The sequence below is a fragment of the Salinibacillus xinjiangensis genome, assembly GCF_009649735.1.
Taxonomy (GTDB): Bacteria; Bacillota; Bacilli; order Bacillales; family Alkalibacillaceae; genus Salinibacillus; species Salinibacillus xinjiangensis.
This window is the reverse complement of the sequence record NZ_WJNH01000003.1, coordinates 237,048-260,706: the sequence shown is the minus strand read 5'-3', so window position 1 is coordinate 260,706 and position 23,659 is coordinate 237,048. Positions and strand designations below refer to the sequence as shown.

The following is a 23,659-nucleotide window of genomic DNA, read 5'->3' as shown; positions in this document are numbered from 1 at the left end:
TTTAAATAATTACTGACTATTGATGATATCAAGTAATTCTTTTGCTGTTTTAGCTTGAACCATTTTTTCGATGTTTTCCTCTTCAGAACAAATCACAGCAATGCTTGATAAGATTTCGAGGTGTGTACCATCTTTTCCGGCAATAGCAAAAATTAATTTAGCTTTTTCACCGTCAAAATCAACACCATCTGGAACCTGCAGCACGGTAAATCCTGAACGTAATACGGCTTTCTTAGCTTCTTCAGTACCATGAGGAATAGCCACATTGTTCCCCATATATGTCGATGTCATTTCATCACGCTCAATCATTGCATCGACATAATCTTCTTTTACGTATCCAGCTTTCACTAATGCTTCCCCAGCAAATCGAATGGCTTCCTCTTTGGTTGAGAAACTTTGATTTAAGAAGATATTTTCTTCACGAAGTAAGTCATCGTCATCCTGATCATGATCGACACCAGTTACTTCTTCTTCTGTTTCTTCAACGAGTTCAGCCTGCTCTTCCGTCACGCCACTTTGTAAGCTATCAATCAGCTTATCGTACTCAGGACTTGATAGGAAGTTATCCACTGAAATATGGTAAGCATTTGGAAGTTTGTTTTTAGCACGTGAAGTCAATTCATCTTGTGTAATGACAACCTCCGCATCATCTGGCAAATTGCTAATCGCGGTATTGGTAACTTCCACATCCAATCCAGCCGCTTTAACTTTCTTCCTTAGAAGGGATGCACCCATCGCACTTGAACCCATACCGGCATCACAGGCGAAGACAATCTTGTCGACATTCTCTGGTAGTGTCCCTTGGTTAGAAGAAGAGATTGTGCCAGCTACGGAGCTCTTCTTCCCTTTCATGGCTTGCATTTTCTCTGTTGCTTCTTTAATATCCTCATCTTGTTGCTTACCTGTTTTTAATACAAGTGCTGAAATGACAAAAGAAACAATAGTAGCTACTGCAACCGCTGCAAAGTTTGCAAAATAAACACTACCTTGTGGTGGTGTAACGGCTCCGATTGCGATAATACTTCCCGGTGAAGCTGGCGCAGATAATCCTCCACCTAACAGTACTAATGTAAATACACCACTAATACCACCTAAAATAACGGCGAAGAACAGCATAGGACGCATTAATACATATGGGAAGTAAATTTCATGAATACCCCCGAAGAAGTGAATAATTCCGGCACCTGGAGCGGATTGCTTAGCAGTCCCTTTACCTAATAAAGTGAAGGCTAATAACACACCAAGTCCTGGACCAGGGTTTGCTTCTAACAAGAAGAGAATCGACTTACCTGCATCTTGTACTTGATCTAAACCAATTGGTGAAAGTACACCGTGGTTAATCGCGTTGTTTAAGAATAAAATTTTAGCAGGTTCAATTAAAATACTTGTTAATGGTAATAATCCAGTCGCAATTAACCAATCCACACCCGCAACCAGCAATTGAGTAAATCCGTCAACAGCTGGTCCAATAGCAAGGAATGATAAGATGGCAAGAATTCCACCTAGGATCCCTGCAGAAAAGTTATTGACTAGCATTTCAAAGCCAGTTCTAATTTTACCTTCAATCGCTTGGTCAAACTTTTTGATTACAAAACCAGCGAGTGGACCCATAATCATGGCACCCAAGAACATTGGGGTATCTGGTGCACCGATAATCACACCCATGGTAGCGATTGCACCAACCACACCACCTCGTTGATCATACACAAGCTTACCACCTGTATAACCAATTAATAATGGTAGTAGGTATTTCACCATTGGATCAACTAGTTTGGCAAGGTTTTCATTTGGAAAGAAACCTGATGGAATAAATAATGCGGTAATTAATCCCCACGCGATGAACGCACCAATGTTTGGCAGTACCATCGAGCTTAGAAAGTTACCAAACTTCTGTACTCCTACTTTTATATTGGATTGAGACATTAAAATTCTTCCTTTCGATGTATAAATTATAATGAATGTCTAGTTTTATCTTAAGGTAGTCGTGTAATACCCTTCAAGGTTTATGAAAACTAACTTTGTCGCGCAGGTTAAGACAAAAGTATTTTTTCCCTATTGGTTGGGGGTTATGCTGAGGATGAATAGTGGGTGAACGGGGATTTGGGAGGGGGCCGATGGGGATTTGCGTAGGGATTCGGTCAATTGAGAGGGTGAATCACGTCGAGAGATATGGCATAATTCTGTTAGCTTTTATAAGAATCACGTCTGAAGAGTCGTGGATTACGTCTTGTAAATTAGTGTGTGGGGGCATTCGGTCGGATTGTGGGATAATCCCGCCAGTTGTGCTGGGGATTCTGTTAGCATTGCTCTTAATCATGTCACCTCATAACCTAATCCAGTCTGATTTTAACATAATTCGATCAGCGCAAAATATTCCCGTGAGCTTAAGAATTAACCAAGTCAATTACATGAATAATCACGTCTGGCTAAACAAATCAAAAACGCTTGGGCAGACATTCTTACATCCATCCAAGCGTTGCGTATTTAATCCTTTTTATATGGTTTTAACAATCACACATATTCACTAAGTCTCTGAGTTCCTAAGTTTATGAAGCCAAATTCATTCGAGGAACACTCCAAAGAAAATAATGCTTTGAATATAATCTCGTTTCGATCAATCTTGTTTCATTATCTTTCACAAAAACAAGCCCTGACCCCAACTGCTCCTTGAAACCCCACCCATGATCCTCCATAAATTGTTTGATGACTAGATAATCTGAATCCGCGACGTTTTGGGAAATATAAGTAGATTCATTGGATGTTTCGGTAACCAGCTGATAATCACGGTTAGACAACTCAAGCTTAGCAATCGATGTAAGGATTGGAATTGGGTTTCCTTCCTGTGTTAAGGCACTTCCAAATCTTATGATTAGAAACCCAATCGATAATACCAGCACAATCATCAAAATTTTGAAAAGCTTTTTCAACAAGGTCACGTCCCCTACTCTATTCGTATCCTTTTATTTGTTTTATGTAAGGCTCCATATAACGGCGGTAAATTGGGGTTAATCCGTCTGGCAGCTCGTTAAGCTTAAAAAACTGTACATCAATGGATTCACGTTCATCGATCTCCAATTTCCCTTCTATCTCATGCGTTACATATACCGCCGTAACGGAATACAATTCATCACCATTTGCTACTTTAAAATAAAATTCAGGTCCTGAAAAAATATCTAATAATTTCAATTCCCCAATAGAAAGACCTGTCTCTTCTTTCACCTCACGTCTAGCCGTATCTTCAAGACTTTCACCTAATTCCATCAGGCCACCAGGTAATCCCCATCCACCATCAGTTCTGTGCTGCAATAACACCTCATTTTTCTGATTAACCACGATCACGACTGCTCCCGTCAAGATGAGAGGTCTATGACCCACAAGCTCTCGTATTTCCTTCACATAATCCAAAAAGATACCCCCTGACTAATCTATACGACCAAAACGACGCAGGGTTTCTAAAGTATCAAGTGTTAAAACCCCCGTCCACTCTTCCTTCGCCTGCTCCCATACATCAAGATTATCATTCCATTCCCAGTTAGGCTTCAATACCCCATTTGTTTCAAGCTGTTCAACTAAGTAGTTTAGGTTTTTGTTCACCTCTTCAAGAGGAATACCATAGGAATTGCCTCCAGGAGTGTGGACAAATTTCAATGGTGATGGTACATATTCCTTCCATTTTGAGCTTTCGTATTGGACGAGTGATGTTGCCGCTCGTTCTAATTGCTGTTTCACTTTCGCCGTTTCGTATTCTGGGCATAAATGGAATAAACGTATATAGCAATAAATTTCATGCTCTGACTCAAACTTTTCTAATGAAAGCAAATGGTTAATCGCTTGGTCCAGTAGCTTTTTTACATCTAATTGTTGTACCTTAGTTTGGTATTTTACTAGGTATCCAATAATCTCAGCACTCGGATTTCCCCAATTGTGGTCAATCCAGGACATGCCATCCTCATGAACAGTCCACCAAAAGGCGTGCGGATAGTCATTTACCGCTTCTGGAACAGCATACCAGCCTCCGCGCTTTTCATTATAGCTTTGTTCAAAATACTGAATGGCCTTCGTGATCATTTCGTCAGCCTTCTCAAGCTGACCGAAATGAATCAAGTGCTGCATCGCCACCGTGGTAGCAAGGGATGAAGAATCAGGCAAACGAAAATCCGCTTCCAGCCCATGCCCGAAGCCCCCATTTTCATTTTGATATTTTTCTAGAGCATTAAGTATCGACTCTGTTGTACCATCCATAAAAGAATGCTTGATTGTCGCTTGCTCCAACGGACGACCGTTTTTTAATATCCAGTTTGTAGCACCCTGAAATGCTTGTTTGGAAAGCTTTCTCATCCTTTTTCTATCCTTTCTCCATTAAGAATTGAGGAAATCACATGCAAGGAGTCCCATTCCCCTTCAGAAATTGTTGTAATCGGATACTTCTTAGGAAAAAGTTTTTGCTGGATTTCCTTTACCGTCATTCCATTGTTATATAGCTCGTGCACTTCTCCAGATAAATTCTCGAGATAATCCAGCTTTTGTTTTAACATTTTTCTCCCATTTGCAAAATATCCTGAGTGGCTGCAAAAGATCGATTGGAATTCATAGGTGAGGAGTTTGCGGATGGAGCTCATGATGACTGGAATGGATTCACTATCCATGATGACCTTCGTTTTTGGTGATACAAATAAATCTCCTGTAAACAGTCTTCCTGTTTCTCTATGTAAAAAAGAGACATGATCATCTGCATGGCCTGGTGTATAAATAACCTCCCACTCATGCTTTCTCGATTGAATAGTGCTTTCTAATTTCTTGGCATGAAAGGCGTCCCGTATTCCCCACCCGACCTGTCGATATTTCGGGTATGGACAATGTTTAGCACATATAGGAATACCATTTTCATGGACATAAATTGGTACCTCATGGTTTTCCTGAATCCACGGTGCAGGTCCCGAGTGATCTTCATGACTATGGGTTAGCGCGACAACATCAAAGGATTGCTTTTTATAAAACGGGATTAATTCTGATGCCAGACATTGAGGTCCTGCATCAATTAACATCCCATCCACCAAGTAAACGAATACTTTATTCCCCTTTAAAAGAGAATCATCAATTGTTGTTTCGACACATGTGACCTCTTCTTTTTTATAACTATGTATCATCGTCTGTTCACCTGCCTAAATCTAAGGCTTATGAGCACAATCGCCATAATGAAAGAAATCAAACCAAACACAAAAAAACCGATGGCGTAAGAATGGATAGATTCAGCGGGGACTCTATCATTTAGTTCCATGCCAAGAAAATGGACACCAACTCCATCCCCATCAACATGTGAACGAAGAAACCACAAATCTAGTCCCTTACTAAATAATAAAACACTAAACAAAATGAAGAGAGCGACAACTGACCACCGACTTAATTGTCTCATTAAATATCACCCTTTCTATTTAGTATTCGAGCATAATCAAGAATTTCCTGATAGAGCTCATGCCAGTTTTGGTAGTATCGAGAAACATCATCAGGGTTGATCCAAACTCTTTCAGTTGACTCAAATTCGGCTTGGAAGGAATATAGTTGAGTAATATCCAATATCCATACGGTAAAATACTTGGTATCCCACTTTTGGATATGGACTGTTTTCATCCCACATTCGATTTTCACTGTGGTTAACCTCTAATGAACCTAGTAAATGACATTCACCATCAACATAGGCTTCCTCCATCGCTTCACGCTTAAAACATTCCATTGGGGTTTCGTTTGTTTTCAAATGCCCGCCCGGAAAATCCCAGCCTCTGTCGATTAAGTTAATCATTAATAACTTTCCTTGCAGAAAACAAAAGCCGTGTACACTTGTGATTAGATTCTGTTGGGGCAGTTGATTATCACGTTGCCATGTTAATTTAACCCTTGATTCTCCCCAATTCACATAAACTGACATCCATTAATCCCCTCCAGCAATAGACCAATAGATTTCCTGTTCTTCCTTCCCAACCCGCTTGAATCCGGCTTTTTCCAACACTCTTATCGATGGAAGATTTGACTCATCACAGCTAGCTGTAATACGATTGACTCTTGGCTGCCGCAATCCCCATTCCACCATCGCCTTTGCCATTTCAGTTGCATAACCCTTCCCTTGATAGCTTGTAACAATACTATAGCCCAAATCCATCACACCTTCTGAATTCGGCCCACCTTTAAAGCCCATGTCTCCCATTATGGTTTGGCTATCGCGATGAATGATGATCCCTTCCCACTCCATTTCCTCGGGAAACTGTTGAAAACGATCAATTTTATAAGGAAGTAGCTGTTTATAATCCTCCATGGGATATTCATCATCTACATAATAGTTTGATATTTTTTCGAAAGCCTCCTTGCCTTGTAAAGAGGCGCACATCATATCGACTGTGAATGTTATTAGCTTAAGTCTGTCGGTTGTGATCACTGGCAATGTATTTCCTCCTTTAGATAAGATGTTCTACTATTATATTATCATAAAATTCAGTTATATTTTATAAACGCCGGGGTAATAGTTGTGCCATTTGTGAGAAATTGGGGGTGTCACGGACGGAGAAGTTCTTTTTAATGTTGCTAATGTCCATGAGAACGGCTGTGATGGACAAAAAACGCTTTTCTATAAACCTAAGTGGCCGTGTGAGCGACTATCACGGACAAAATGCCACTTTAATATACACCATTTGTCCGTCATTACCAACTTCTCGTACAAAGCTACTCACCAACACATCCGAAAAGTCCCTACCATTACTGAAACACAAAAAAAGCCCTCCTAATTAAAGGAAAGCCCCATCCTTCACTGCCTGCAAGGATTGCTCTCTTAGTTTAAATTTCTGAATCTTTCCGGATGCAGTCATTGGGTACTCATCCGTAATGAAAATATACTTCGGAATTTTATGTCGGGAGATTTTCCCCTCACAATATTCCTTAATTTCTTCAGGCGTAGCGGACTCCCCCTCCTTTAAAATGATCCAGGCATGAACCTCTTCTCCATATTTTTCATCTGGAACACCAACAATTTGCGCATCCATAATTTTAGGATGGGTATACAAAAATTCTTCAATTTCTCGCGGGTATATATTTTCGCCCCCACGAATAATCATATCCTTTAAGCGACCTGTTACCCGACAGTAGCCCTGTTCATCCATAACACCAAGGTCTCCTGTATGCAGCCAGCCATCCTCATCAATCGCTTCCTTAGTTGCCTCAGGATTATTATAATACCCCTTCATCACGAGGTAGCCGCGGGTACATAATTCTCCCTGCTCATGAAAAGGTACTTCTCGGTTGGTCCCTGGTTCCACAATTTTCACTTCTACATTCGGAAGTGCTCTCCCAACTGTTTCAACTCTTAGTTCGACTGGATCATCCGTACGAGTCTGTGTAATCACTGGAGAAGATTCGGTCTGACCATAACAAATCGTGATTTCCGTCATGTTCATTTTGTTCATCACGTTTTTCATAACCTCAATCGGGCAATTAGAGCCAGCCATAACACCCGTTCTGAGCGTGGAAAGATTATATTTTTCAAAGTTCGGGTGATTGAGCTCTGTCAAAAACATAGTTGGAACCCCATGTAGTGCTGTACATTTCTCTTGTTCGACCGTCTGGAGGACTTGCTCAGGATCAAACTCTTGAACAGGAATCATAGTAGCCCCTACACTCACAGCTGCGAGCGTTCCAATCACACAGCCAAAGCAATGGAAAAAAGGCACAGGAATACACAGGCGATCCTGATCGGTTAATTTCATACAATTAGCGATGTTGTAGCCATTGTTGGTTAGATTATAATGAGTTAGCATCACGCCTTTTGGAAAACCAGTTGTACCTGACGTATATTGCATATTGATGACGTCATCTGGTTCCATGGAGGCGGAACGAAAATCTAACTCTTCATCTGTTACATTGCTCGCCATCTCTAAAATATCGGACCAATTATAGGCACCTTTATATTTCTTCTTTTCACTTAACACCACAACATTTTTAAGGAGTGGGAGTTTTTCAGATTGTAGGTTTCCTGGTTCGCAGTTCTTAAGCTCAGGGCAAAGCTCATAAATCGTGTCAAAATACGAATTTCCCTTGTAATCTTCAATCAGGAACAGAGTTGTTGATTCAGATTGCTTTAATAAATACTCCAATTCCTTTGTTCGATAATTGGTGTTGACGGTTACGAGCACGGCTCCCATTTTCCCCGTAGCAAATTGCAAGGTCACCCATTCAGGTACATTGGATGCCCATACGGCGATATTTTCCCCTTTTTCAATACTTAAGGCCATCAAACCCTTTGCTACTTTTCTACATAATGCATCAAATTCACGATAGGTATACCTCAGCCCACGGTCTGGATAAATAAGTGCATCATGCTCAGGCATTTCCCCTGCACGATCAGCTAATAGATCTCCAACTGTTTTACGAATTAGCTCAGTCATTCCATCTCCTCCCTTTTAAAACAAGTATATAATTTTATTATGTAAACGATTACATTTATAGAATAATAAAACTGTCTTTTCCCTCCTTTCATATTCATTCTGTTCGTTAATAAGGATGAGTTGCGCATTGGTAGGAAGTTGCATGCGATGAGGTAAATAATGATGTTAGTAAGTACACAATGATGAATATATTAATTATACTACCATATTTTACTAGAAGCTTCAATTGAGATTTTTGAACTATTTTTATATTCAGACTCTTATTTGAAATAAAAAGACCGACAACAAAGTCGGCCTTTAATTTAAATAACGCCTTGATCAATCATGGCATCTGCCACTTTAATAAATCCAGCTATGTTAGCTCCTGCAACGAGATTGCCTGAAATGCCATACTCTTCTGATGCTTGCATGCTTTCGCGATAAATACTAGTCATAATCTCTTTTAATTTCGCGTCGACCTCCTCCTGGGTCCAAGTAAGTCTTGAGCTATTTTGAGCCATTTCAAGTGCTGACACGGCTACACCACCTGCATTTGCTGCCTTGGCCGGGGCAAATAAAACTCCCTTATCAAGAAAAGCGTCAATCGCCTCTAATGTAGAAGGCATATTGGCACCTTCCCCAACTGCCTTGATACCATTCGCGATTAAAAGGTTGGCTGACTCTTCATCTAGCTCATTTTGCGTTGCACATGGTAAAACAATGTCACATGGAATAGACCAAATACCTGTCGATCCCTTTTTAAAGCTAGCGTCTGGATGGTCCTTCACATATTCACGAATTCGTTTATTTTCAACATCTTTCAACTGTTTAACCGTATCCAAATTAATCCCATTTGGGTCATATATGTAGCCGTTAGAATCACTACATGCGACAACTTTAGCTCCGAGATCCATGGCCTTTTCCATCGCATAAATGGATACATTTCCTGAACCAGATACGACAACAGTGCTTTGGTTAAAGCTTAAGCCTTGATTGTTAAGCATTTCCTCCACAAAATAGACCGTACCATATCCGGTAGCTTCTTTTCTTCCTAAGCTTCCGCCGTATCCAATGCCTTTTCCAGTTAAAACTCCAGCTTCATAGGCACCCTTTAATTTTTTATATTGGCCAAACATATAGCCAATTTCCCTAGCGCCAACCCCGATATCACCAGCAGGAACATCAATATCCGGCCCAACATGCTTGCTCAGTTCCGTCATAAAGCTCTGACAAAAGCGCATAATTTCAAGATCCGATTTTCCTTTTGGATCAAAATCAGATCCACCTTTTCCGCCACCGATTGGTTGACCTGTAAATGAATTCTTTAAAATTTGCTCAAAGCCTAAAAATTTAATAATACTGGCGTTTACAGATGGATGAAATCGAAGTCCGCCTTTATAAGGACCTAGAGCACTATTATACTGAACGCGAAAGCCACGGTTTACTTTCACCTTTCCTTGATCGTTCACCCAAGGTACTCGAAAGGTAATCAACCGTTCAGGCTCTATCATTCTCTCTAAAACAGCATGCTGAATATATGTTGGTTTTTTCACGAGCACAGGCACTAAAGAGTCCAACACTTCTTTAACAGCCTGATGAAATTCCTTTTCGTTCGGATTACGTTTTTCAATGATTTTAGATAAGTGTTTGACATATTCTTTTACATTATAAGTTTCTGATTCTTTAACTTCCTCCATTACTTTCATAACATCGCCCCTATAAAAAGTTAAAAACTTCGGTATATTCCTTTTATTTCTCGTGTTTTAATTTTATAATTTTATAAATGATAGTTTCAATATGAATAAACGATGAAATCAATGCACTGAACGCATCAATAAATGGAGTGACCTATATGGAAATTAGACAAATCAACTATTTTATGGAAGTTGCCAAGCGAGAGCATGTAACGGACGCTGCCGAAGTGTTGCATGTTGCCCAATCCTCTGTTAGTCGACAGATCTTCAATTTGGAGGAAGAATTAGGAGTTGAGCTTTTTATTCGTGAAGGACGAAGAGTAAAATTAACTCATATTGGAAGAAGGTTTTATGAGCGGATGATTCAAGTTATGAACATGGTGGATGAGGCGAAAAGAGAAGTAAATGAATCCTTAAATCCAGAAAAAGGTACCGTTCGAATTGCATTTCCAATCAGTATGGCTGCCCACACCTTACCATCTATAATCTATGCGTTTCGCAAAAGATACCCAGAAGCAAAATTTGAAATGAGTAATGCCCTTTACTATGATTTAATCGAAGGCGTTGTAAATGGCGATTACAACCTAGCCATGATGGCACCCATGCCAACCAAAGTAAAGGAAAATAAAATCAATGGAACAACATTATTTACAGAAAATTTAGTCGCACTCTTACCTGCAAACCACCCATTGGCTAACAAATCAAGCCTCATGCTGCGAGAACTTCATGAGGATTCATTTGTCGTACTTCCTGAAGGGTATGTATTTTACGAGCAGGTGGTAGACGCGTGTAAAAAAGCAGGCTTCTCACCCAAAATTGCATTTGAAGGAAAGGATATTGATGCACTAAAGGGGTTAGTCTCAGCTGGTTTAGGCGTCGCATTGATGCCGGAGATGACATTAATCGATAACACACCGAGGTCTACGGTGAAGATTCCCCTAACAGATATGGGCTTAACACGCACAGTTGGTGTTATTTTCCCAACCCAGCGAAAATTACTCCCAACGGAAACCTTGTTTTATGAGTTTTTACTGGAAACCTATCAAAGATTGAATGAGTTTAAAAAGTAAGCTGTATATACACGGCTTATATAGTTGAGTGTCGTGTACATTTGTAGCCACCCCTCGACCATGGCTTGATATACGAATAGCACATTATTATATTCTACTAATACAGTTACAGGAGCCTCACCTTTCGTGTAGGTCTTGCCCATTGTTGTGAAAATTTTTGTTCCTTTTGGTAGTTTTGAAGCATATAAATTTCCATACCACCAAGTAGTATTCGACGTTTGTTTTTTGATTTCACCAATTTTATCGCCTTTTGCATATTTAGTGTCTTGGATCCATTCTCTATTAGTGACATTTGAGTAAACAAATCCATCTAATTTTAGAATATCTGCTTCAGGATTATTTTTTAAAATATCCTTTGCCGTGGGATTGCCGACACTACCATAATTAGGAGGAAAATTACCGGAAGTAGCCATAAAGGTTAAAACAATGGCAGATATAACTATTCCAATGAATAGGATAATTCTTAACTTCAATTGAATGCTCCCTCCTAGTCCCTCTCTACTATTCAAGCTTTTCTGTTATATAATTTCTTGCCATAAAATAAGCATTTGCTGTAAATAGCTGTGTTTTAATTTCATTTGTAATGATTTGATCTCCAAAATTATTGAATTTAAACAGCTTAACCTTTATTTCTTCTGTATCATCTAAATCTTGCTCATAGGCTTTAAATGCTTCTAGTATTAGATAGGTTCTAACCTTATTATTTTGTGTTGCTGGATTCACCATAAATTCACCTAGGTATATAGGTTTTCTTAATGAAGTATAGCCAGTTTCTTCCTTTACTTCTCTCAATAAACCTTCCTCGTGTGTTTCATTATCTTCTTTTTTACCAGCAGGAACTTCTAAGAAAAAATCTTCGCCTGCATGACGATATTGTTCAACCAAAACCATTTGATTTTCTTTGGTTATTACAACAGCATTTACCCAATCAGAATATTCATTGACATAGTAGTCGTCAATCACGATTCCATTCGGAAGTTCACAGCTATCTTTTCTGATATTACCGAATGGACCTTTATGCAAATACTCTGATTTTAATGTTTTCCACTTCTCCATAGTTAGCCTCCAAAATTCTAAATCTTATTATTAATATTAACATATACTTCCATTCAACTGTTGTCATTTTCAAATAAAAAGACGACCCATTTAGGTCGCCTTATGCACTCCAAAGTCGTTCATAAATTTCTCTCTGCCCTTCAGCATTGATTTTTTGCGTAAGTAAACTACCCAATACATACCCGAGTAATGATAGGAAGACTGGTAATAGAACGGCATGCATGCCAAACGGCTCTGTGTCTATGCTATAGAGAATGATATAACTCGACACCCCAACAAGAATGGAAACAAGCGCCCCATAAGCATTGCCTTTTTTCCAATATAAGCCCAAAATGATTGGCCAAATAAACGCGGCTTCAAGACCTCCAAAGGCAAATAGGTTTAACCAAATTAAGAGACTTGGAGGATCAATGGCCATAAATAACACCAATATTCCAACCGCAGTTGTAACTGTTCCACTTAAGATGCGAATTCGTTTTTCATTTGCGTCAGGTTTTACGTAGTTCATGTAAACATCTTTAACAATTGACGAACTGACGACCAGGAGTAAGGAATCAACCGTAGACATGATGGCCGCTAGTGGTGCAGCCAAGAGAATGCCTGCAATCCAGTTCGGTAATACATCCATGGCAATTAGTGGAATAACCTTATCTGCTTCTTCGATTCCTGGAAGCACAGCCCGGGCAAATACACCTGTTAAATGCATCCCAAGCATGATCATTCCAACCGTTACCGTCCCAATAATGAGTGCCTTGTGCAATGATTTAGAATCTCGATAGGACATAGCCCGAACAGCTACTTGTGGCAAACCAACAACCCCTACACCCACTAAGATCCAGAAAGAGGATATATACAATGGTGTGAGCGAACCATCTGAACCATATGGAGTAAGTAGGTTAGGATTTTCTGCCGCAAGCTCTGACATTATGTTGGAAACTCCGCCCCCTGCCACAATCGTCGCAATTAAAATCACCAACGTACCGACAAACATAATAACACCTTGAATAGCATCAGTCATGACGACGGCTCGAAATCCTCCAAATATTACGTACAATAATAACGTGATAGAAAAAATAAATATGGCAGTTGTATAGGATAGACCTGTAATCGATTCAATCAGTCTTGCGCCACCAACCCATTGAGCAGCCATGGCCGAAAATAGGAAAATGACGATACTGAAAGCACTCAAAATAACAACCCATTTGCTACGATAACGCTCGCTCAAAAAGTCAATAAGAGTTACCGCCTTGATTTTTCTAGCCATAATCGCAAATTTTTTCCCTAGAATAGACAAGGTGAAATAACCCGTAACCAGTTGTGACATCGATAGCAATACCCAGGCTAGTCCAATTGAATAGGCAGCCCCAGGCCCACCTAAGAAGCTGCTTCCACTTCCATAGGTTGCAACCATTGTCATCGCCAGAATAAATCCACCTAGATTACGACTACCTAGAAAATATTCATGTAAATACGAGTGTGTAGTATTTAAATATCTTGACGCGTATAATCCAATAAAAATAATAATGACTAAAAAAATGAGTAAAGGGATAATGACCGGCCAGTTCATGATTCTTCGCTCTCTTTCTCATCATCTAAGGGAATATCCTTGAACCATTTCTTGACTGCAAATATGACAGCAACCGTGATGACAATGTATCCGACTACACAACTATAAAAGAACCACGCCGGTAAACCTAAAATATATGTATAATCCTCAACCGGCTTTGAACCCATACCAAAGGCAAAACCAAACCACCAAATAAAATTAATAACCGCAATCACACAACCAATGATGGCTTCTCGATTGGAAACTTTAAATCTCGGATCCTCTTTAAATTCTTTTGACTCATCCTGCACCTATATCACTCCAATGAAAATCTACATTAGCTTATAATATGACCCCTTCAAAGGTTCCTGTCAATACCTGTTTTCCCTTTTGGTTTGAACATAAGAAAGAGGAATCCGCTCGAATGTAATTTTACACCTACATGATGAGACATCTTGGATACTCCTAACTTATTTTTTGAAAAGTTACCTAGTAATCCCGTAAATACAGGTGTCGGTTAGCGTGCTGCCATCTGCAGATAAATCCTCATTTTTTAAAATTCCTTCTAATTCAAAACCAAGCTTTTCAGGAATTGAACGACTTTTTATGTTAGTAGATTCACACCGAATTTCAAGTCTATTGAACTGTAAATGATACAAAGCAATACTGATTAATTTCTCTACTGCTTCTGTCATATAGCCTTGGCCACTAAAGAGAGTATGAATCCAATACCCAATTTCACACTTTGGAATATCCCAATCAACACTCTCATAGCTAACTCTGCCAATATAATCAGAGGTGTTCTTGTGAAATATTAGAAAGCGGAAACTTTCTCTTTGTAAAAATCGAATGTGCGCTTTCCTTAAATTGACTTCTGTTTGCTCTACAGAAGGTACCTTTTGGGCAAATGGAAGCCAAGCTCTAAGTTCCTCAATAGAATCTCTTATTGCACGGTTCACTACTTTTCCGTCTCCATTTTGGTGTGGAGCTCGTAGAATAAGTCTATCTGTTTCTATCTGTAATGGGACATCAATTAATAATGTATTCAAATTTTTATTCCCCCTATTTATACCACTTAGGTACCTCACATCGAAACTGGTCATGATCTTCCATCACTTCAAGAGAACGTTCTAACATAAACGTATATTGATTTTGACTGATTCTCTTGCCCCAGACTAGAGCAGGTACAATATGTACAGCACTATAAAAATTGTATAGTCTCCAAAAGGATTCATCTATCCTTTTTCCTTCGTGATACCCATCAATAATTCCTTTGGTAAACTCGATGCTAACCTGCTTCGAAAAGAACCCAAGCTTTTGTAAATCATGAATAGGGTCTCCCCAGTCCATCCTCTGAAAATCAATGATACCTGAAAAACGTTTATTGTGAATGACAAGATTTGAGGGATGAAAATCATCGTGTTGAAATCTGTTGGGGCGACCTTTCATGAGTAACTCGTTTTCTCGGATGTAGGATATAATCGTTTCCTTTATGGATTTTGCTAAATCAAGATCCTTGAAGTCAGCTAAATATCGATCATTCTTTTTCTGCTTAACCGAGAACCAGGATGGATAATTTGGAGGAGCTTTTAATTGATGCAGATGTTTAAGCTCTTGTCCAGACGAATAACCAGCTGTATATTGCTCCTTCTCCGTCAAATCCTTTAAAGCCTCCTCCCCATCCTGCCCTGGAATATAGGTAAGAAGCATATAAGACCGATTGATGTCATGCAAGGTTCCAAATTGTATTCCTGCTGGCACAAAACTTGAATAAGTTGATAATGTCTTTATAGTTTCAAATTCTTCTTTTCTTTTATCTTGCTTCTCACTAGAAAACAACCGTAATAGATATTGTTGATCGATGACATATTTCTGGTCATGTGAAAAACCTTTATTAAGCTCAGAGATTTGCTCAGCATTTATCAGATACGGGATTTTCTCTTTTATATGTGATAGACACATACTCTGCCCCCTCTACCGAATCTCTTATAAAAACGGATGAACAATCTATCTAATGATTGACTCCTCATGCTTCAATAGAAACGGATTTTTCTACTTAGTTGTTCTGTCCCGGTATACATACAAAGTAGCTCCATTTAAAAGAATGGTAATAACTAGAAGAACTGCTGAGAAAAAAGCTACTGCACCCATTGTATCCATAAGTGCAGACCAGTCCTCGACCTTTACCTTATGATTAATATAGAAAATTTGAAAACATAATGAAAGAGCACAGGCACCGAGGCTCATAACAGAAAGGGCAACCCAATATCTCTTTTGCTTTTGTTTTTCATATCTAAAGAGATTCATAAATGGAAGAATCCAAGCGAGTAAACCAAGCACAAGACTACCAATATTCAGCAAACCAAACACACCTTTCCTATTTAAAAAAATTACAAAATAAATGAGAGATTAGTTTATTTTCTCATCCTTAGTTTCCGTTTTATTTCATTTCGTAATATTTGCTTTTCATCTTCAACAATACCATCTGAAGATAGCTTACGTGCCGCTATTGGAATAATCCAAGGATCAACTTCTTCATATGTAGTCCCTGTTAATCGTGTATATTCCTCCATAAATTCCTTAATTATTTTTTCTCTAATAAAATCAAATAGCTCCACTGCACTTGTTGGGATATTGGCTGGAAGAACCGCGTATCTGATCATAATGATAAATTCGGCTAAGTCCGCTTCAGGATTACCGTTAGTTGCGTTCATCCAATCAATCAGTACAGCTTCTTCATTACGGATAATTATATTGTTCGGATTCGCATCTCCATGGCAGATTTTATTTTTTTGCGGTAAACCATTTAAAATATCAAGGACATCTTTCTTTTCATCCTTGGTTAAATAATCTATGCTCAGTATTTGTTTTTTCAAAAATTCCCTTTGTTGGGAGGGGATTTCATTATGAGATAGGGAGTTGTTATGAACTTTTCCTAGGATATGAGCAGATAGCTGTACATCATTCAGGTCAAATGTAGTTAGATTCGTGTTTGTTGCTTGAATTAGATGTTCAAAAAAGCGTTCTCTTAACGTTTTTCCATAAATGCGTTCATAGACGATACCCAGACGATGATCCAGCTCTACAAGCTCATATGGCTGAGGAACAGGTAAACCCAGACTCCACATCGTAAGGTTATTCGTAAATTCTCTCTGTAAATCTGTTTCATTGATATTTGATTTTGCCAATTTTACTACTTTTACATCGTTCTCCCATTCAAACACCTCTGCGTTGGCACCTTCACCTATCTTCCGTCCTATTTTCATAGACATTCTCCCTATCTGTTTTATCAAAAACTTCTGTTATAATGGCCATAACTACTAACGAATGAGGTGGTAAATGATGAAAAAACTACTATATAAAGTAACAAGAGCTCTTTGTATAGCAATCTTAGCAATTATGGTTTTTCAAATTCTACTTACCCTAATCATCAATTTAATAAGCGACAACCAACACGAACAAGAACTGGGACAGAGGGACAGGTACATCGTCCCAGTTGATTGATTACAAAAATGGTTTTCTGCTCCAATTGCTCAGTGCTCCCTACACTTTTTTGCAAGCTAACACCAATAGATAATCTAATTATATTTATTAAATTAATGATTTTACCATTGTATAAAAACTACTACCAGGCGGGTAGTCTTTAATTTCACCTACAACATTGATAGGTTGTACAGATTCTGTTTTCCGGGCTTCCTTATGATGGTAGGAATGCTCATTATTAAATTCCTTTATTTTATTGTGTAAAAAGGATGAAAATTTTTCGTTATGCTCCAACACAGTTTTTATTTGATAGTTCATTCTCTTACTCCCCATTTGTTTTACCCGTCAATCTAGGTAAATCAGTTTTCTACTGAATCTTTTTATCATAATATTCCAATATCTTTAGTTAAAGGAATTGAACATTCTCCCTTTTAACTAGTTAACATAATAAATATAGTTACAACAAGATGTTAACATAATATTCCAATAACTACTAATAGAAAAAAATAAAACCAACAATAAGCCAACCAAACATAAAATCTTCCTAGTTACTTTGTTAGTTTTATTGTCATAAATTTTTAAGTCCCTTTAATTAGAAAAATATCCAGAATGTGAGCAATGAAAATACAGTTATTAGGATGACCTTACTTATAATAAATACTTTTCTACTAATTTCTAATTTCTTTTCAACATACCTTATATAACCGATGATCATAAGAAATCTGAATAATGAAAAGGCATAACCTTGAGAGTCGCGGAAAACTGTTAAATACTTCAGAGTTGCCAATCCAATTAGAAGAAGCCAATATACCCAATTGACATGTAGAAGTAGAGATTCTTTTTCTATTCATTCATATTAAGCTCCCCCTAAACTAAATAAAATTCAGTATCAAAAGGGTCGTATTTTGGTGCAATATCCATAATTCCCCAACTTATTAAACCTACATTATATTCTATTGGGCTGATTAGATCTTTCAAGGAGCTCTTTAATCCTGTTTGTTACTTAATACCTCTTCCATTTTCCTCTCTAACTCTTCCATTCTAGCTTCTTGTTTAATAAAAACTGTAATGATTACTGCAATTACGAAAGCAATCAAAATCATTAAGGCCCAAATGTTTTCAACAATTAGACCGAGGAAGAAAAATGAAAATAACCAACATATAACGATACAAGCTAAAAATGTCCCCATAAATTCTTTCAATTTCAAATACCTCTTTCATCATGTCATAATACTAAGTTAATATTCCTGATTAACGATCAACTTTTTTGAGGCTAGAAAGAACTTTCCGCCAATTGAAGCGTCCACCCTTAATTCTTATTTTTCTTCGTTTATGGAATACCGTAATAAAAGCCGAGGATATAACTAAAATAATGCCGAGGATCTGTAAAAGAGCGAGGGAATCCCCAAAAAGAATGACCCCGACTAAAACGGCAACAATCGGTTCCATAGCCCCTAAAATAGCTGCTTTACTAGATTCAATGTATGCCAAACCAAACGTATATAAGGTATAGGCAAGGATCGTTGATATGAGGGCAATACCCAGAACATTTACCCATACATCCACCGTCTGGAAGGCATGTACCTTTTGCCACAATCCACTCGTAGGGAAAATAAACAAGCTCCCCATGAATAGAGCATAAGCTGTGATGGTCAGGAAATTATAATGCCAGCTAATGAATTTTCCGATGATACTATAAAGGGCACAGAAAAAAGCAGATAATAATCCTAGGAAGATGCTGATCATAGGAATGGAGATATTACCTAGTGGGACTAATTGAATAACCAGAGCACACCCAATAACTGTACAGATCAATGAGACGGTTTTTCCTTTTGTAATCCGTTCATTAAAAATAAACTTGGACAAGATGGCAACAAAAACTGGAGATGTATAAAGTAAGACGACGGCTATCGATAACGAGGTTTGCTCCATTACGGTGAAATAACACCAGTTGAATATTACGATACTTACGACCCCTAAGCCGATGAAATGCGGGATGTGCTTTAATTTAATATGAAGATGCTTACGTGAAAATAGAAGCATAAATAAAAATAATATAATACTAGAACTAGTGAGCCGAATACTCACAATTTCCCATGCCGTAAAACCATGCTGGTTCAAGGATTCCACAAATAGCCCCGTTAGCCCCCAAAAGCTTGCTCCTAGAATGGTAATGAGGTACGCAACATAATTTTTCATACTTTCACCTTCATTTCTCTCTATATTCAAAGGCTTCTGTACTATGAGATTAAGTAATGGAATTATAGCACAATTCCAAATATAATCAAATCAGTGGGTCGGAGGGACAGGTTCATTGTCCCAGGTCCAAGTCCCTGATAACCCGATTTTTTCACGCAGATTGGCGCGCTCAAGGACAGCTGCATCATTTGTTTAAAAGGTAGTGTCCTTCAAAATGACTCTCAGGGACAATTTCATCACTATTTTAGATGGTTTTGGCCTTTATACTGACTCTCACGGACATTCATATGCTTTTTGAGATAATATGGTCCTTCATACTGGTATGGGTTCTCCTCCCCTTCACCACTTCACAGGGCGGGGGACAGGGGACCTTTCCCCCCCGTCCCTAATGATCTCGATTAATTAAGTAATCCAATAAATGCTTCATAAAAGCTGTGTTTTTCGGAATCCTTTCTAACGCGTCCGAAGCAAAACAATAATGCTCCCACATCGCTTTCCTTGCGCCTTCTCGACCTAGAATGGAGACAAACGTAGTATTTTGATTTTCTTCATCCTGACCAACAGGCTTTCCTAAGATAATCAAATTGCCCTCGACATCAAGCAAGTCATCCTTAATCTGAAAAGCAATGCCCGCATGATAGGCAAATGTTTTTAAAGCATTCATTTCATCTTCTTCTACATGCGCAAGTATGGCTGGCATAATCAAGGCAGCTTCGAAAGCCATCCCCGTTTTGTAATAAGACATCATATTCAACTGCTCAAGCGTTAATGGTTTCCCCTTGGAACCTAAATCCATTGCCTGCCCCTTACACATTTCCGCTGTGATTCTAGATGAATACTGAATCAAGCTCAGCACGGTTTTCGCATCAAACGCATCAAGAGTTGTCTGTTCCTCAACCGCTTTTTGGGTTAAAAACAGCCCTGTTAATTCTGCGATAGCCGTGTTATACACTTCATGCAGGGTTCGACGACCTCTCCGTATCGCTGCATCATCCTGAGAAGGCAGATCATCGAAAATAAGGGAGGCGTTATGCATATATTCTAAGGATTTTAGTAGAGGGGCGATGGCTGTTTTCTCCAGTCCATACTCATGAACCCCCATAACCCATGTGATGATCGGTCTTAACCTCTTCCCACCACCTTCTAAGCTGTAATTCGCCGCCTCACTTATCGGCTCGCTCATGACAGAATTGGTTTTTGCAATTGATAACAGCTCATTAATCTGCTCGCGTACATTTTCAATCGTATCTAAAAACTCCTGCCGCTCAATTCGTTCATTTTTCAAACCAGTTAGGATATGATCTCGTAGTAATTTATCAAAGAAATCTACATCCTCTGCTTTTCGTACCATCTTTTGTACGAATTTATTCAATTTCGAAATATTAGCTGTAAATAGGTTCATCAGTTCATTGTACATTTGGACGCCCATGCGTTCTTTAAATCTTTTCAACCCATTAATAGCACGATTCAAGATGACTTCACAGGTCTTCGGATCTGAATCATACACGTTATGGATTAAGTTAAAAATGACAGTCCAATACAATTCAAAGGGATTGATCAAGTCTTTGCGTTGATCATGGTATTTTAAAAAGTAAGTATAAGGCGTGACCCGTCCTTCTTTCATGTCATCAAACATATCCGCAAAATCATCAGCCAGTTGATTATAAATACCATAATAAAAGGTTCGACGGTCAAAGCCTTCATCCTCAGGGGCACTTATAACGGAGCGAACGATTAATCGTGAAGAAGAGGATTTGATAATGACTGGAATATAAAGTTCTTCATTGCTGTAATGAGCGTAGGATAAATCCTTGTCACGATCCACCTCCTGTGAATGAAAAAATACATATGCCTGCTCGAAAAAGCTAGTTCTCGTTTCCAGTCGCTGGTGTTTTTTTATATACGTAAATGCCTCTCGCAGCTCTGCGTGTACAAATTGCATCAGATCTTTATTTTCACCTTTCCACTCACCTAAATCTGGTACAGAGCCACTAACCAACGTTGTCCGTATTATATCAGAATACCTTTCCTCCTCTTGATCAGATAAAATATTTGCATCCAGTAAATCATCAATAAACGGATAGGTTAAACCATAAGAATAGCCTAATCTTATGGCAATATCTAATTTTCGAGCACGCTCTTCTGCCGAGACTTGATTACCCAACTCCTCTATTTGGTGCATGATGACCCCAGCAATAAGCTTAATGAGCTTACGTTTGGCTTCTTCAGCATCCATTTCCTTAGGGATTTGCTTGGACACCGTTTTTAGTTTATCAATTAACCAAAACAAAGAAGACTCCACGCCTTCCTTTTGGGCCCATCGATACAAACCGGCCATGCTAAATAGCTCCGACTGATGGTCTGCTTGTTTTAGATAATCTTTTAAACCATTGACTGCATTCTGAATTCTATGCTGTGTATCAGGGAAATTCAAATCTTTGCCCAAATCACGCATAAAAATATAGGAAATGCTCCGGTCTAAATATTGATCAAGTTTGCCGATGTAATCCAGCCATTGGATATAGTGATAATAGCCGCGAGAATTTGCATTGCTCTTCCCTCGTGTGAACCGGTTTAATAAGGAATGGTGTAAATGATCCTGTTTCCAGGTCTGAATATCATGAATCAGTCCTGGTACATAGTCCTTTTGTGTGAGTTTTTGAGAAAGGGAATGGAAATAATCCTTCGCCCTCTGTTCAGCCTGCCCATAACATCCGTCGGCATTTTGTCTTAATTCCTCATTCATTCGGCATAACCTCTACTTTATATTTTCTTCTACATTCTTATACGAGGGAAACTGATAAAATGTTTCAACTACCTAATAAACTTCCAATTTATTATCCCAGTTGATGATCATTTGATGGTTGTTTGCCAATGTAATTTGTAAAGGTTGGATAACGGCTTGTTTGTCTGAAAAAATCCACCTTCTTCCTGGTTGGGTAAGCAAAATATATGCCCCACCCTCCCCAATAAAATTAAGAGATTCGGAATCAATCGGCTCTTCATTACGTTCTGTTAAACCTATTTTATTCAACCTCTCGCCTGCTCCATCCACATCATCTATGACCAAACTCACTTCAGCTATATTCAATATACTAGATATTGAGAACGAGGCTGCACTCTTCCCAGATACTTTCTGTCTAGAAATAAACTCGACAATATTTCCCGCTGGATCATAAAAATATAACGCACGTGCAGATAGGAAATCAAAATGAGCCTCATCTTCACCATCCTCTTCATTTAGCGACACCCTATCCTTCGCCCAACTTTTCGCCTCGTCAAAACGATTGCTCGGAATATTAAACGCAAAATGATAAGTCGGATTTCCGTTCGCAGCTTTTGCAGTAAACTCTAACTCACTAGAGCCAATCGCAATCCGAAACCTATCCTCTTCTTCATTCACAAGCTCAAATCCCAAAACATTCATATAAAACCTTTTCATCTCCAGCAACTCCGCGGTATGTAAAACGACTGATTTAATATCCATTGGCTTCTTCCCATTCACTTAAATACATCTTTTCCTTAAGTCCATTTGGGTTATCGATCTTACAAATCAATTCTAAGCTATTTCCATCTGGGTCATTAAAATGAATTTTCGCATGGGTATAGCCTTCATGAGGTATGACAAACGGCTCAGTTGGCTCAAAACCAAACGCCTTTCGTGGGTGACAGCCCTTACTTTTTAGCCAAGATACAGATTCCTTAAGGTCATTAAACGTAACTTCAAAAGCTATATGTCGAATGGATGGGTGGTAGTCTAGATTTACTTCACTTGCCTCCCATAACCCCAACCAGCTTTTCCCCTTTTCAATCCACAAGAATGCCAACCGATCCGCAACACGATGATCAAACTCAAGACCAAGCCCAACATAAAATTCTATAGAACGTTGAAGATCACTTACAGGTAAATGCGCTTCGTATAATCCTTTAATCATTTTAAAACCTCCTTGAGTCAATCATAATAGAATAATAGTTGAAAGACGACAGAGATTGGTATGAGTTTTTCTACGACTTTAGGCTCAGGTAATCAAGAAAGCTATTTGTAAACATTCAGAAGAAAAGCTTTAACATATAGCCTAAGTAAAGGATTTTGTATAGGGATATATATTGGTAAAAGAAGAGGACCGCCAAAGATTTCATAACGGTCCTTCGCCACGCCTCCCTCCATAATTTTCTTGGAAATTTATAACTTCATCAATAATATTT

The 23,659-nt window shown here is 38.6% G+C and carries 25 protein-coding genes; 1 reads left to right on the top strand and 24 read right to left on the bottom strand.

Annotated elements, in window-relative coordinates; genetic code table 11:
* Positions 1–9 precede the first annotated feature (9 nt).
* The 10 genes from GH754_RS06935 to gdhA all read right to left on the bottom strand — a co-directional run bounded on the left by GH754_RS06935 (position 10) and on the right by gdhA (position 10,111).
* Entirely contained in the window at positions 10–1,923 is a 1,914-nt protein-coding gene (locus tag GH754_RS06935) for a PTS mannitol transporter subunit IICBA (protein ID WP_153727989.1), read from the bottom strand.
* Between the two features lie 623 nt (positions 1,924–2,546).
* Entirely contained in the window at positions 2,547–2,930 is a 384-nt protein-coding gene (locus GH754_RS06930; protein ID WP_228550173.1) for a hypothetical protein, read from the bottom strand.
* A gap of 16 nt (positions 2,931–2,946) precedes the next feature.
* Positions 2,947–3,405, bottom strand: coding sequence for an NUDIX hydrolase (locus tag GH754_RS06925; RefSeq protein WP_153727988.1), 459 nt, complete (start codon positions 3,403–3,405; stop codon positions 2,947–2,949).
* Between the two features lie 15 nt (positions 3,406–3,420).
* A complete protein-coding gene (locus tag GH754_RS06920) occupies positions 3,421–4,338 on the bottom strand; it encodes a hypothetical protein (RefSeq protein WP_153727987.1) in 918 nt (305 codons plus the stop codon).
* Positions 4,335–5,147, bottom strand: a complete 813-nt coding sequence (locus GH754_RS06915) for an MBL fold metallo-hydrolase (RefSeq protein ID WP_153727986.1) — start codon at positions 5,145–5,147, stop codon at positions 4,335–4,337. Before GH754_RS06915 ends, GH754_RS06920 begins: the two co-directional genes overlap by 4 nt.
* Positions 5,144–5,413: a hypothetical protein gene (locus tag GH754_RS06910; protein ID WP_153727985.1), complete on the bottom strand. Its 270-nt coding sequence runs from the start codon at positions 5,411–5,413 to the stop codon at positions 5,144–5,146. Before GH754_RS06910 ends, GH754_RS06915 begins: the two co-directional genes overlap by 4 nt.
* A gap of 120 nt (positions 5,414–5,533) precedes the next feature.
* A complete protein-coding gene (locus tag GH754_RS06905; RefSeq protein ID WP_323741889.1) occupies positions 5,534–5,923 on the bottom strand; it encodes an NUDIX hydrolase in 390 nt (129 codons plus the stop codon).
* Positions 5,924–5,926: 3 nt separating this feature from the next.
* Positions 5,927–6,427 carry a GNAT family N-acetyltransferase gene (locus tag GH754_RS06900; RefSeq protein ID WP_323741899.1) on the bottom strand — a complete coding sequence of 167 codons (501 nt, stop codon included), beginning with the start codon at positions 6,425–6,427 and terminating at the stop codon, positions 5,927–5,929.
* A gap of 346 nt (positions 6,428–6,773) precedes the next feature.
* A complete protein-coding gene (locus GH754_RS06895) occupies positions 6,774–8,426 on the bottom strand; it encodes an AMP-binding protein (protein WP_153727983.1) in 1,653 nt (550 codons plus the stop codon).
* Positions 8,427–8,728: 302 nt separating this feature from the next.
* Positions 8,729–10,111 (bottom strand): NADP-specific glutamate dehydrogenase, encoded by a 1,383-nt coding sequence (gdhA, locus tag GH754_RS06890; protein WP_153727982.1) that lies wholly within the window; start codon positions 10,109–10,111, stop codon positions 8,729–8,731.
* Between the two features lie 146 nt (positions 10,112–10,257).
* Here gdhA and GH754_RS06885 point away from each other — a divergent pair, with 146 nt between their 5' ends.
* On the top strand, positions 10,258–11,169 hold the full coding sequence (locus tag GH754_RS06885) for a LysR family transcriptional regulator (RefSeq protein ID WP_153727981.1): 912 nt from the start codon (positions 10,258–10,260) through the stop codon (positions 11,167–11,169).
* Here GH754_RS06885 and GH754_RS06880 read toward each other — a convergent pair.
* The 14 genes from GH754_RS06880 to GH754_RS06815 all read right to left on the bottom strand — a co-directional run bounded on the left by GH754_RS06880 (position 11,142) and on the right by GH754_RS06815 (position 23,388).
* A complete protein-coding gene (locus GH754_RS06880; RefSeq protein WP_153727980.1) occupies positions 11,142–11,642 on the bottom strand; it encodes a hypothetical protein in 501 nt (166 codons plus the stop codon). The two genes, GH754_RS06885 and GH754_RS06880, sit on opposite strands and share 28 nt — an antisense overlap.
* 28 nt (positions 11,643–11,670) lie before the next feature.
* On the bottom strand, positions 11,671–12,225 hold the full coding sequence (locus tag GH754_RS06875; protein ID WP_153727979.1) for an NUDIX hydrolase: 555 nt from the start codon (positions 12,223–12,225) through the stop codon (positions 11,671–11,673).
* A 100-nt stretch (positions 12,226–12,325) separates the two neighbouring features.
* Positions 12,326–13,792: a sodium/pantothenate symporter gene (gene panF / locus GH754_RS06870; protein WP_153727978.1), complete on the bottom strand. Its 1,467-nt coding sequence runs from the start codon at positions 13,790–13,792 to the stop codon at positions 12,326–12,328.
* Positions 13,789–14,082 carry a YhdT family protein gene (locus tag GH754_RS06865; RefSeq protein ID WP_323741888.1) on the bottom strand — a complete coding sequence of 98 codons (294 nt, stop codon included), beginning with the start codon at positions 14,080–14,082 and terminating at the stop codon, positions 13,789–13,791. The genes panF and GH754_RS06865 overlap by 4 nt, the downstream gene beginning before the upstream one ends.
* Positions 14,083–14,256: 174 nt before the next feature.
* Complete coding sequence (locus GH754_RS06860) at positions 14,257–14,820, bottom strand: GNAT family N-acetyltransferase (protein ID WP_153727977.1); 564 nt, start codon at positions 14,818–14,820, stop codon at positions 14,257–14,259.
* Between the two features lie 13 nt (positions 14,821–14,833).
* Positions 14,834–15,733 (bottom strand): aminoglycoside phosphotransferase family protein, encoded by a 900-nt coding sequence (locus tag GH754_RS06855; RefSeq protein WP_153727976.1) that lies wholly within the window; start codon positions 15,731–15,733, stop codon positions 14,834–14,836.
* Between the two features lie 90 nt (positions 15,734–15,823).
* Positions 15,824–16,141: a hypothetical protein gene (locus tag GH754_RS06850; protein WP_323741887.1), complete on the bottom strand. Its 318-nt coding sequence runs from the start codon at positions 16,139–16,141 to the stop codon at positions 15,824–15,826.
* 44 nt (positions 16,142–16,185) lie between these two features.
* A complete protein-coding gene (locus tag GH754_RS06845) occupies positions 16,186–17,037 on the bottom strand; it encodes an aminoglycoside phosphotransferase family protein (RefSeq protein ID WP_228550172.1) in 852 nt (283 codons plus the stop codon).
* A 325-nt stretch (positions 17,038–17,362) separates the two neighbouring features.
* Entirely contained in the window at positions 17,363–17,572 is a 210-nt protein-coding gene (locus GH754_RS06840; protein ID WP_153727973.1) for a hypothetical protein, read from the bottom strand.
* 668 nt (positions 17,573–18,240) lie between these two features.
* Positions 18,241–18,456, bottom strand: coding sequence for a hypothetical protein (locus GH754_RS06835; protein ID WP_153727972.1), 216 nt, complete (start codon positions 18,454–18,456; stop codon positions 18,241–18,243).
* Between the two features lie 49 nt (positions 18,457–18,505).
* The gene (locus GH754_RS06830; protein ID WP_153727971.1) at positions 18,506–19,453 is read right to left on the bottom strand and encodes a DMT family transporter; all 948 of its coding nucleotides are present in this window, start codon (positions 19,451–19,453) and stop codon (positions 18,506–18,508) included.
* A 385-nt stretch (positions 19,454–19,838) separates the two neighbouring features.
* Positions 19,839–22,199 carry a polyprenyl synthetase family protein gene (locus GH754_RS06825; protein WP_153727970.1) on the bottom strand — a complete coding sequence of 787 codons (2,361 nt, stop codon included), beginning with the start codon at positions 22,197–22,199 and terminating at the stop codon, positions 19,839–19,841.
* Positions 22,200–22,271: 72 nt separating this feature from the next.
* Positions 22,272–22,940, bottom strand: a complete 669-nt coding sequence (locus GH754_RS06820; protein ID WP_153727969.1) for a VOC family protein — start codon at positions 22,938–22,940, stop codon at positions 22,272–22,274.
* Positions 22,930–23,388, bottom strand: coding sequence for a VOC family protein (locus tag GH754_RS06815; RefSeq protein WP_153727968.1), 459 nt, complete (start codon positions 23,386–23,388; stop codon positions 22,930–22,932). The genes GH754_RS06820 and GH754_RS06815 overlap by 11 nt, the downstream gene beginning before the upstream one ends.
* Positions 23,389–23,659 lie beyond the last annotated feature (271 nt).

Coding starts and splice junctions, on each gene's coding strand:
- GH754_RS06935 (WP_153727989.1), bottom strand. CDS start 1,923: ATGTCTCAATCCAATATAAAAGTAGGAGTACAGAAGTTTGGTAACTTT.
- GH754_RS06920 (WP_153727987.1), bottom strand. CDS start 4,338: ATGAGAAAGCTTTCCAAACAAGCATTTCAGGGTGCTACAAACTGGATA.
- GH754_RS06915 (WP_153727986.1), bottom strand. CDS start 5,147: ATGATACATAGTTATAAAAAAGAAGAGGTCACATGTGTCGAAACAACA.
- GH754_RS06910 (WP_153727985.1), bottom strand. CDS start 5,413: ATGAGACAATTAAGTCGGTGGTCAGTTGTCGCTCTCTTCATTTTGTTT.
- GH754_RS06905 (WP_323741889.1), bottom strand. CDS start 5,923: ATGTCAGTTTATGTGAATTGGGGAGAATCAAGGGTTAAATTAACATGG.
- GH754_RS06895 (WP_153727983.1), bottom strand. CDS start 8,426: ATGACTGAGCTAATTCGTAAAACAGTTGGAGATCTATTAGCTGATCGT.
- gdhA (WP_153727982.1), bottom strand. CDS start 10,111: ATGAAAGTAATGGAGGAAGTTAAAGAATCAGAAACTTATAATGTAAAA.
- GH754_RS06885 (WP_153727981.1), top strand. CDS start 10,258: ATGGAAATTAGACAAATCAACTATTTTATGGAAGTTGCCAAGCGAGAG.
- GH754_RS06875 (WP_153727979.1), bottom strand. CDS start 12,225: ATGGAGAAGTGGAAAACATTAAAATCAGAGTATTTGCATAAAGGTCCA.
- panF (WP_153727978.1), bottom strand. CDS start 13,792: ATGAACTGGCCGGTCATTATCCCTTTACTCATTTTTTTAGTCATTATT.
- GH754_RS06855 (WP_153727976.1), bottom strand. CDS start 15,733: ATGTGTCTATCACATATAAAAGAGAAAATCCCGTATCTGATAAATGCT.
- GH754_RS06845 (WP_228550172.1), bottom strand. CDS start 17,037: ATGAAAATAGGACGGAAGATAGGTGAAGGTGCCAACGCAGAGGTGTTT.
- GH754_RS06840 (WP_153727973.1), bottom strand. CDS start 17,572: ATGAACTATCAAATAAAAACTGTGTTGGAGCATAACGAAAAATTTTCA.
- GH754_RS06830 (WP_153727971.1), bottom strand. CDS start 19,453: ATGAAAAATTATGTTGCGTACCTCATTACCATTCTAGGAGCAAGCTTT.
- GH754_RS06825 (WP_153727970.1), bottom strand. CDS start 22,199: ATGAATGAGGAATTAAGACAAAATGCCGACGGATGTTATGGGCAGGCT.
- GH754_RS06820 (WP_153727969.1), bottom strand. CDS start 22,940: ATGGATATTAAATCAGTCGTTTTACATACCGCGGAGTTGCTGGAGATG.
- GH754_RS06815 (WP_153727968.1), bottom strand. CDS start 23,388: ATGATTAAAGGATTATACGAAGCGCATTTACCTGTAAGTGATCTTCAA.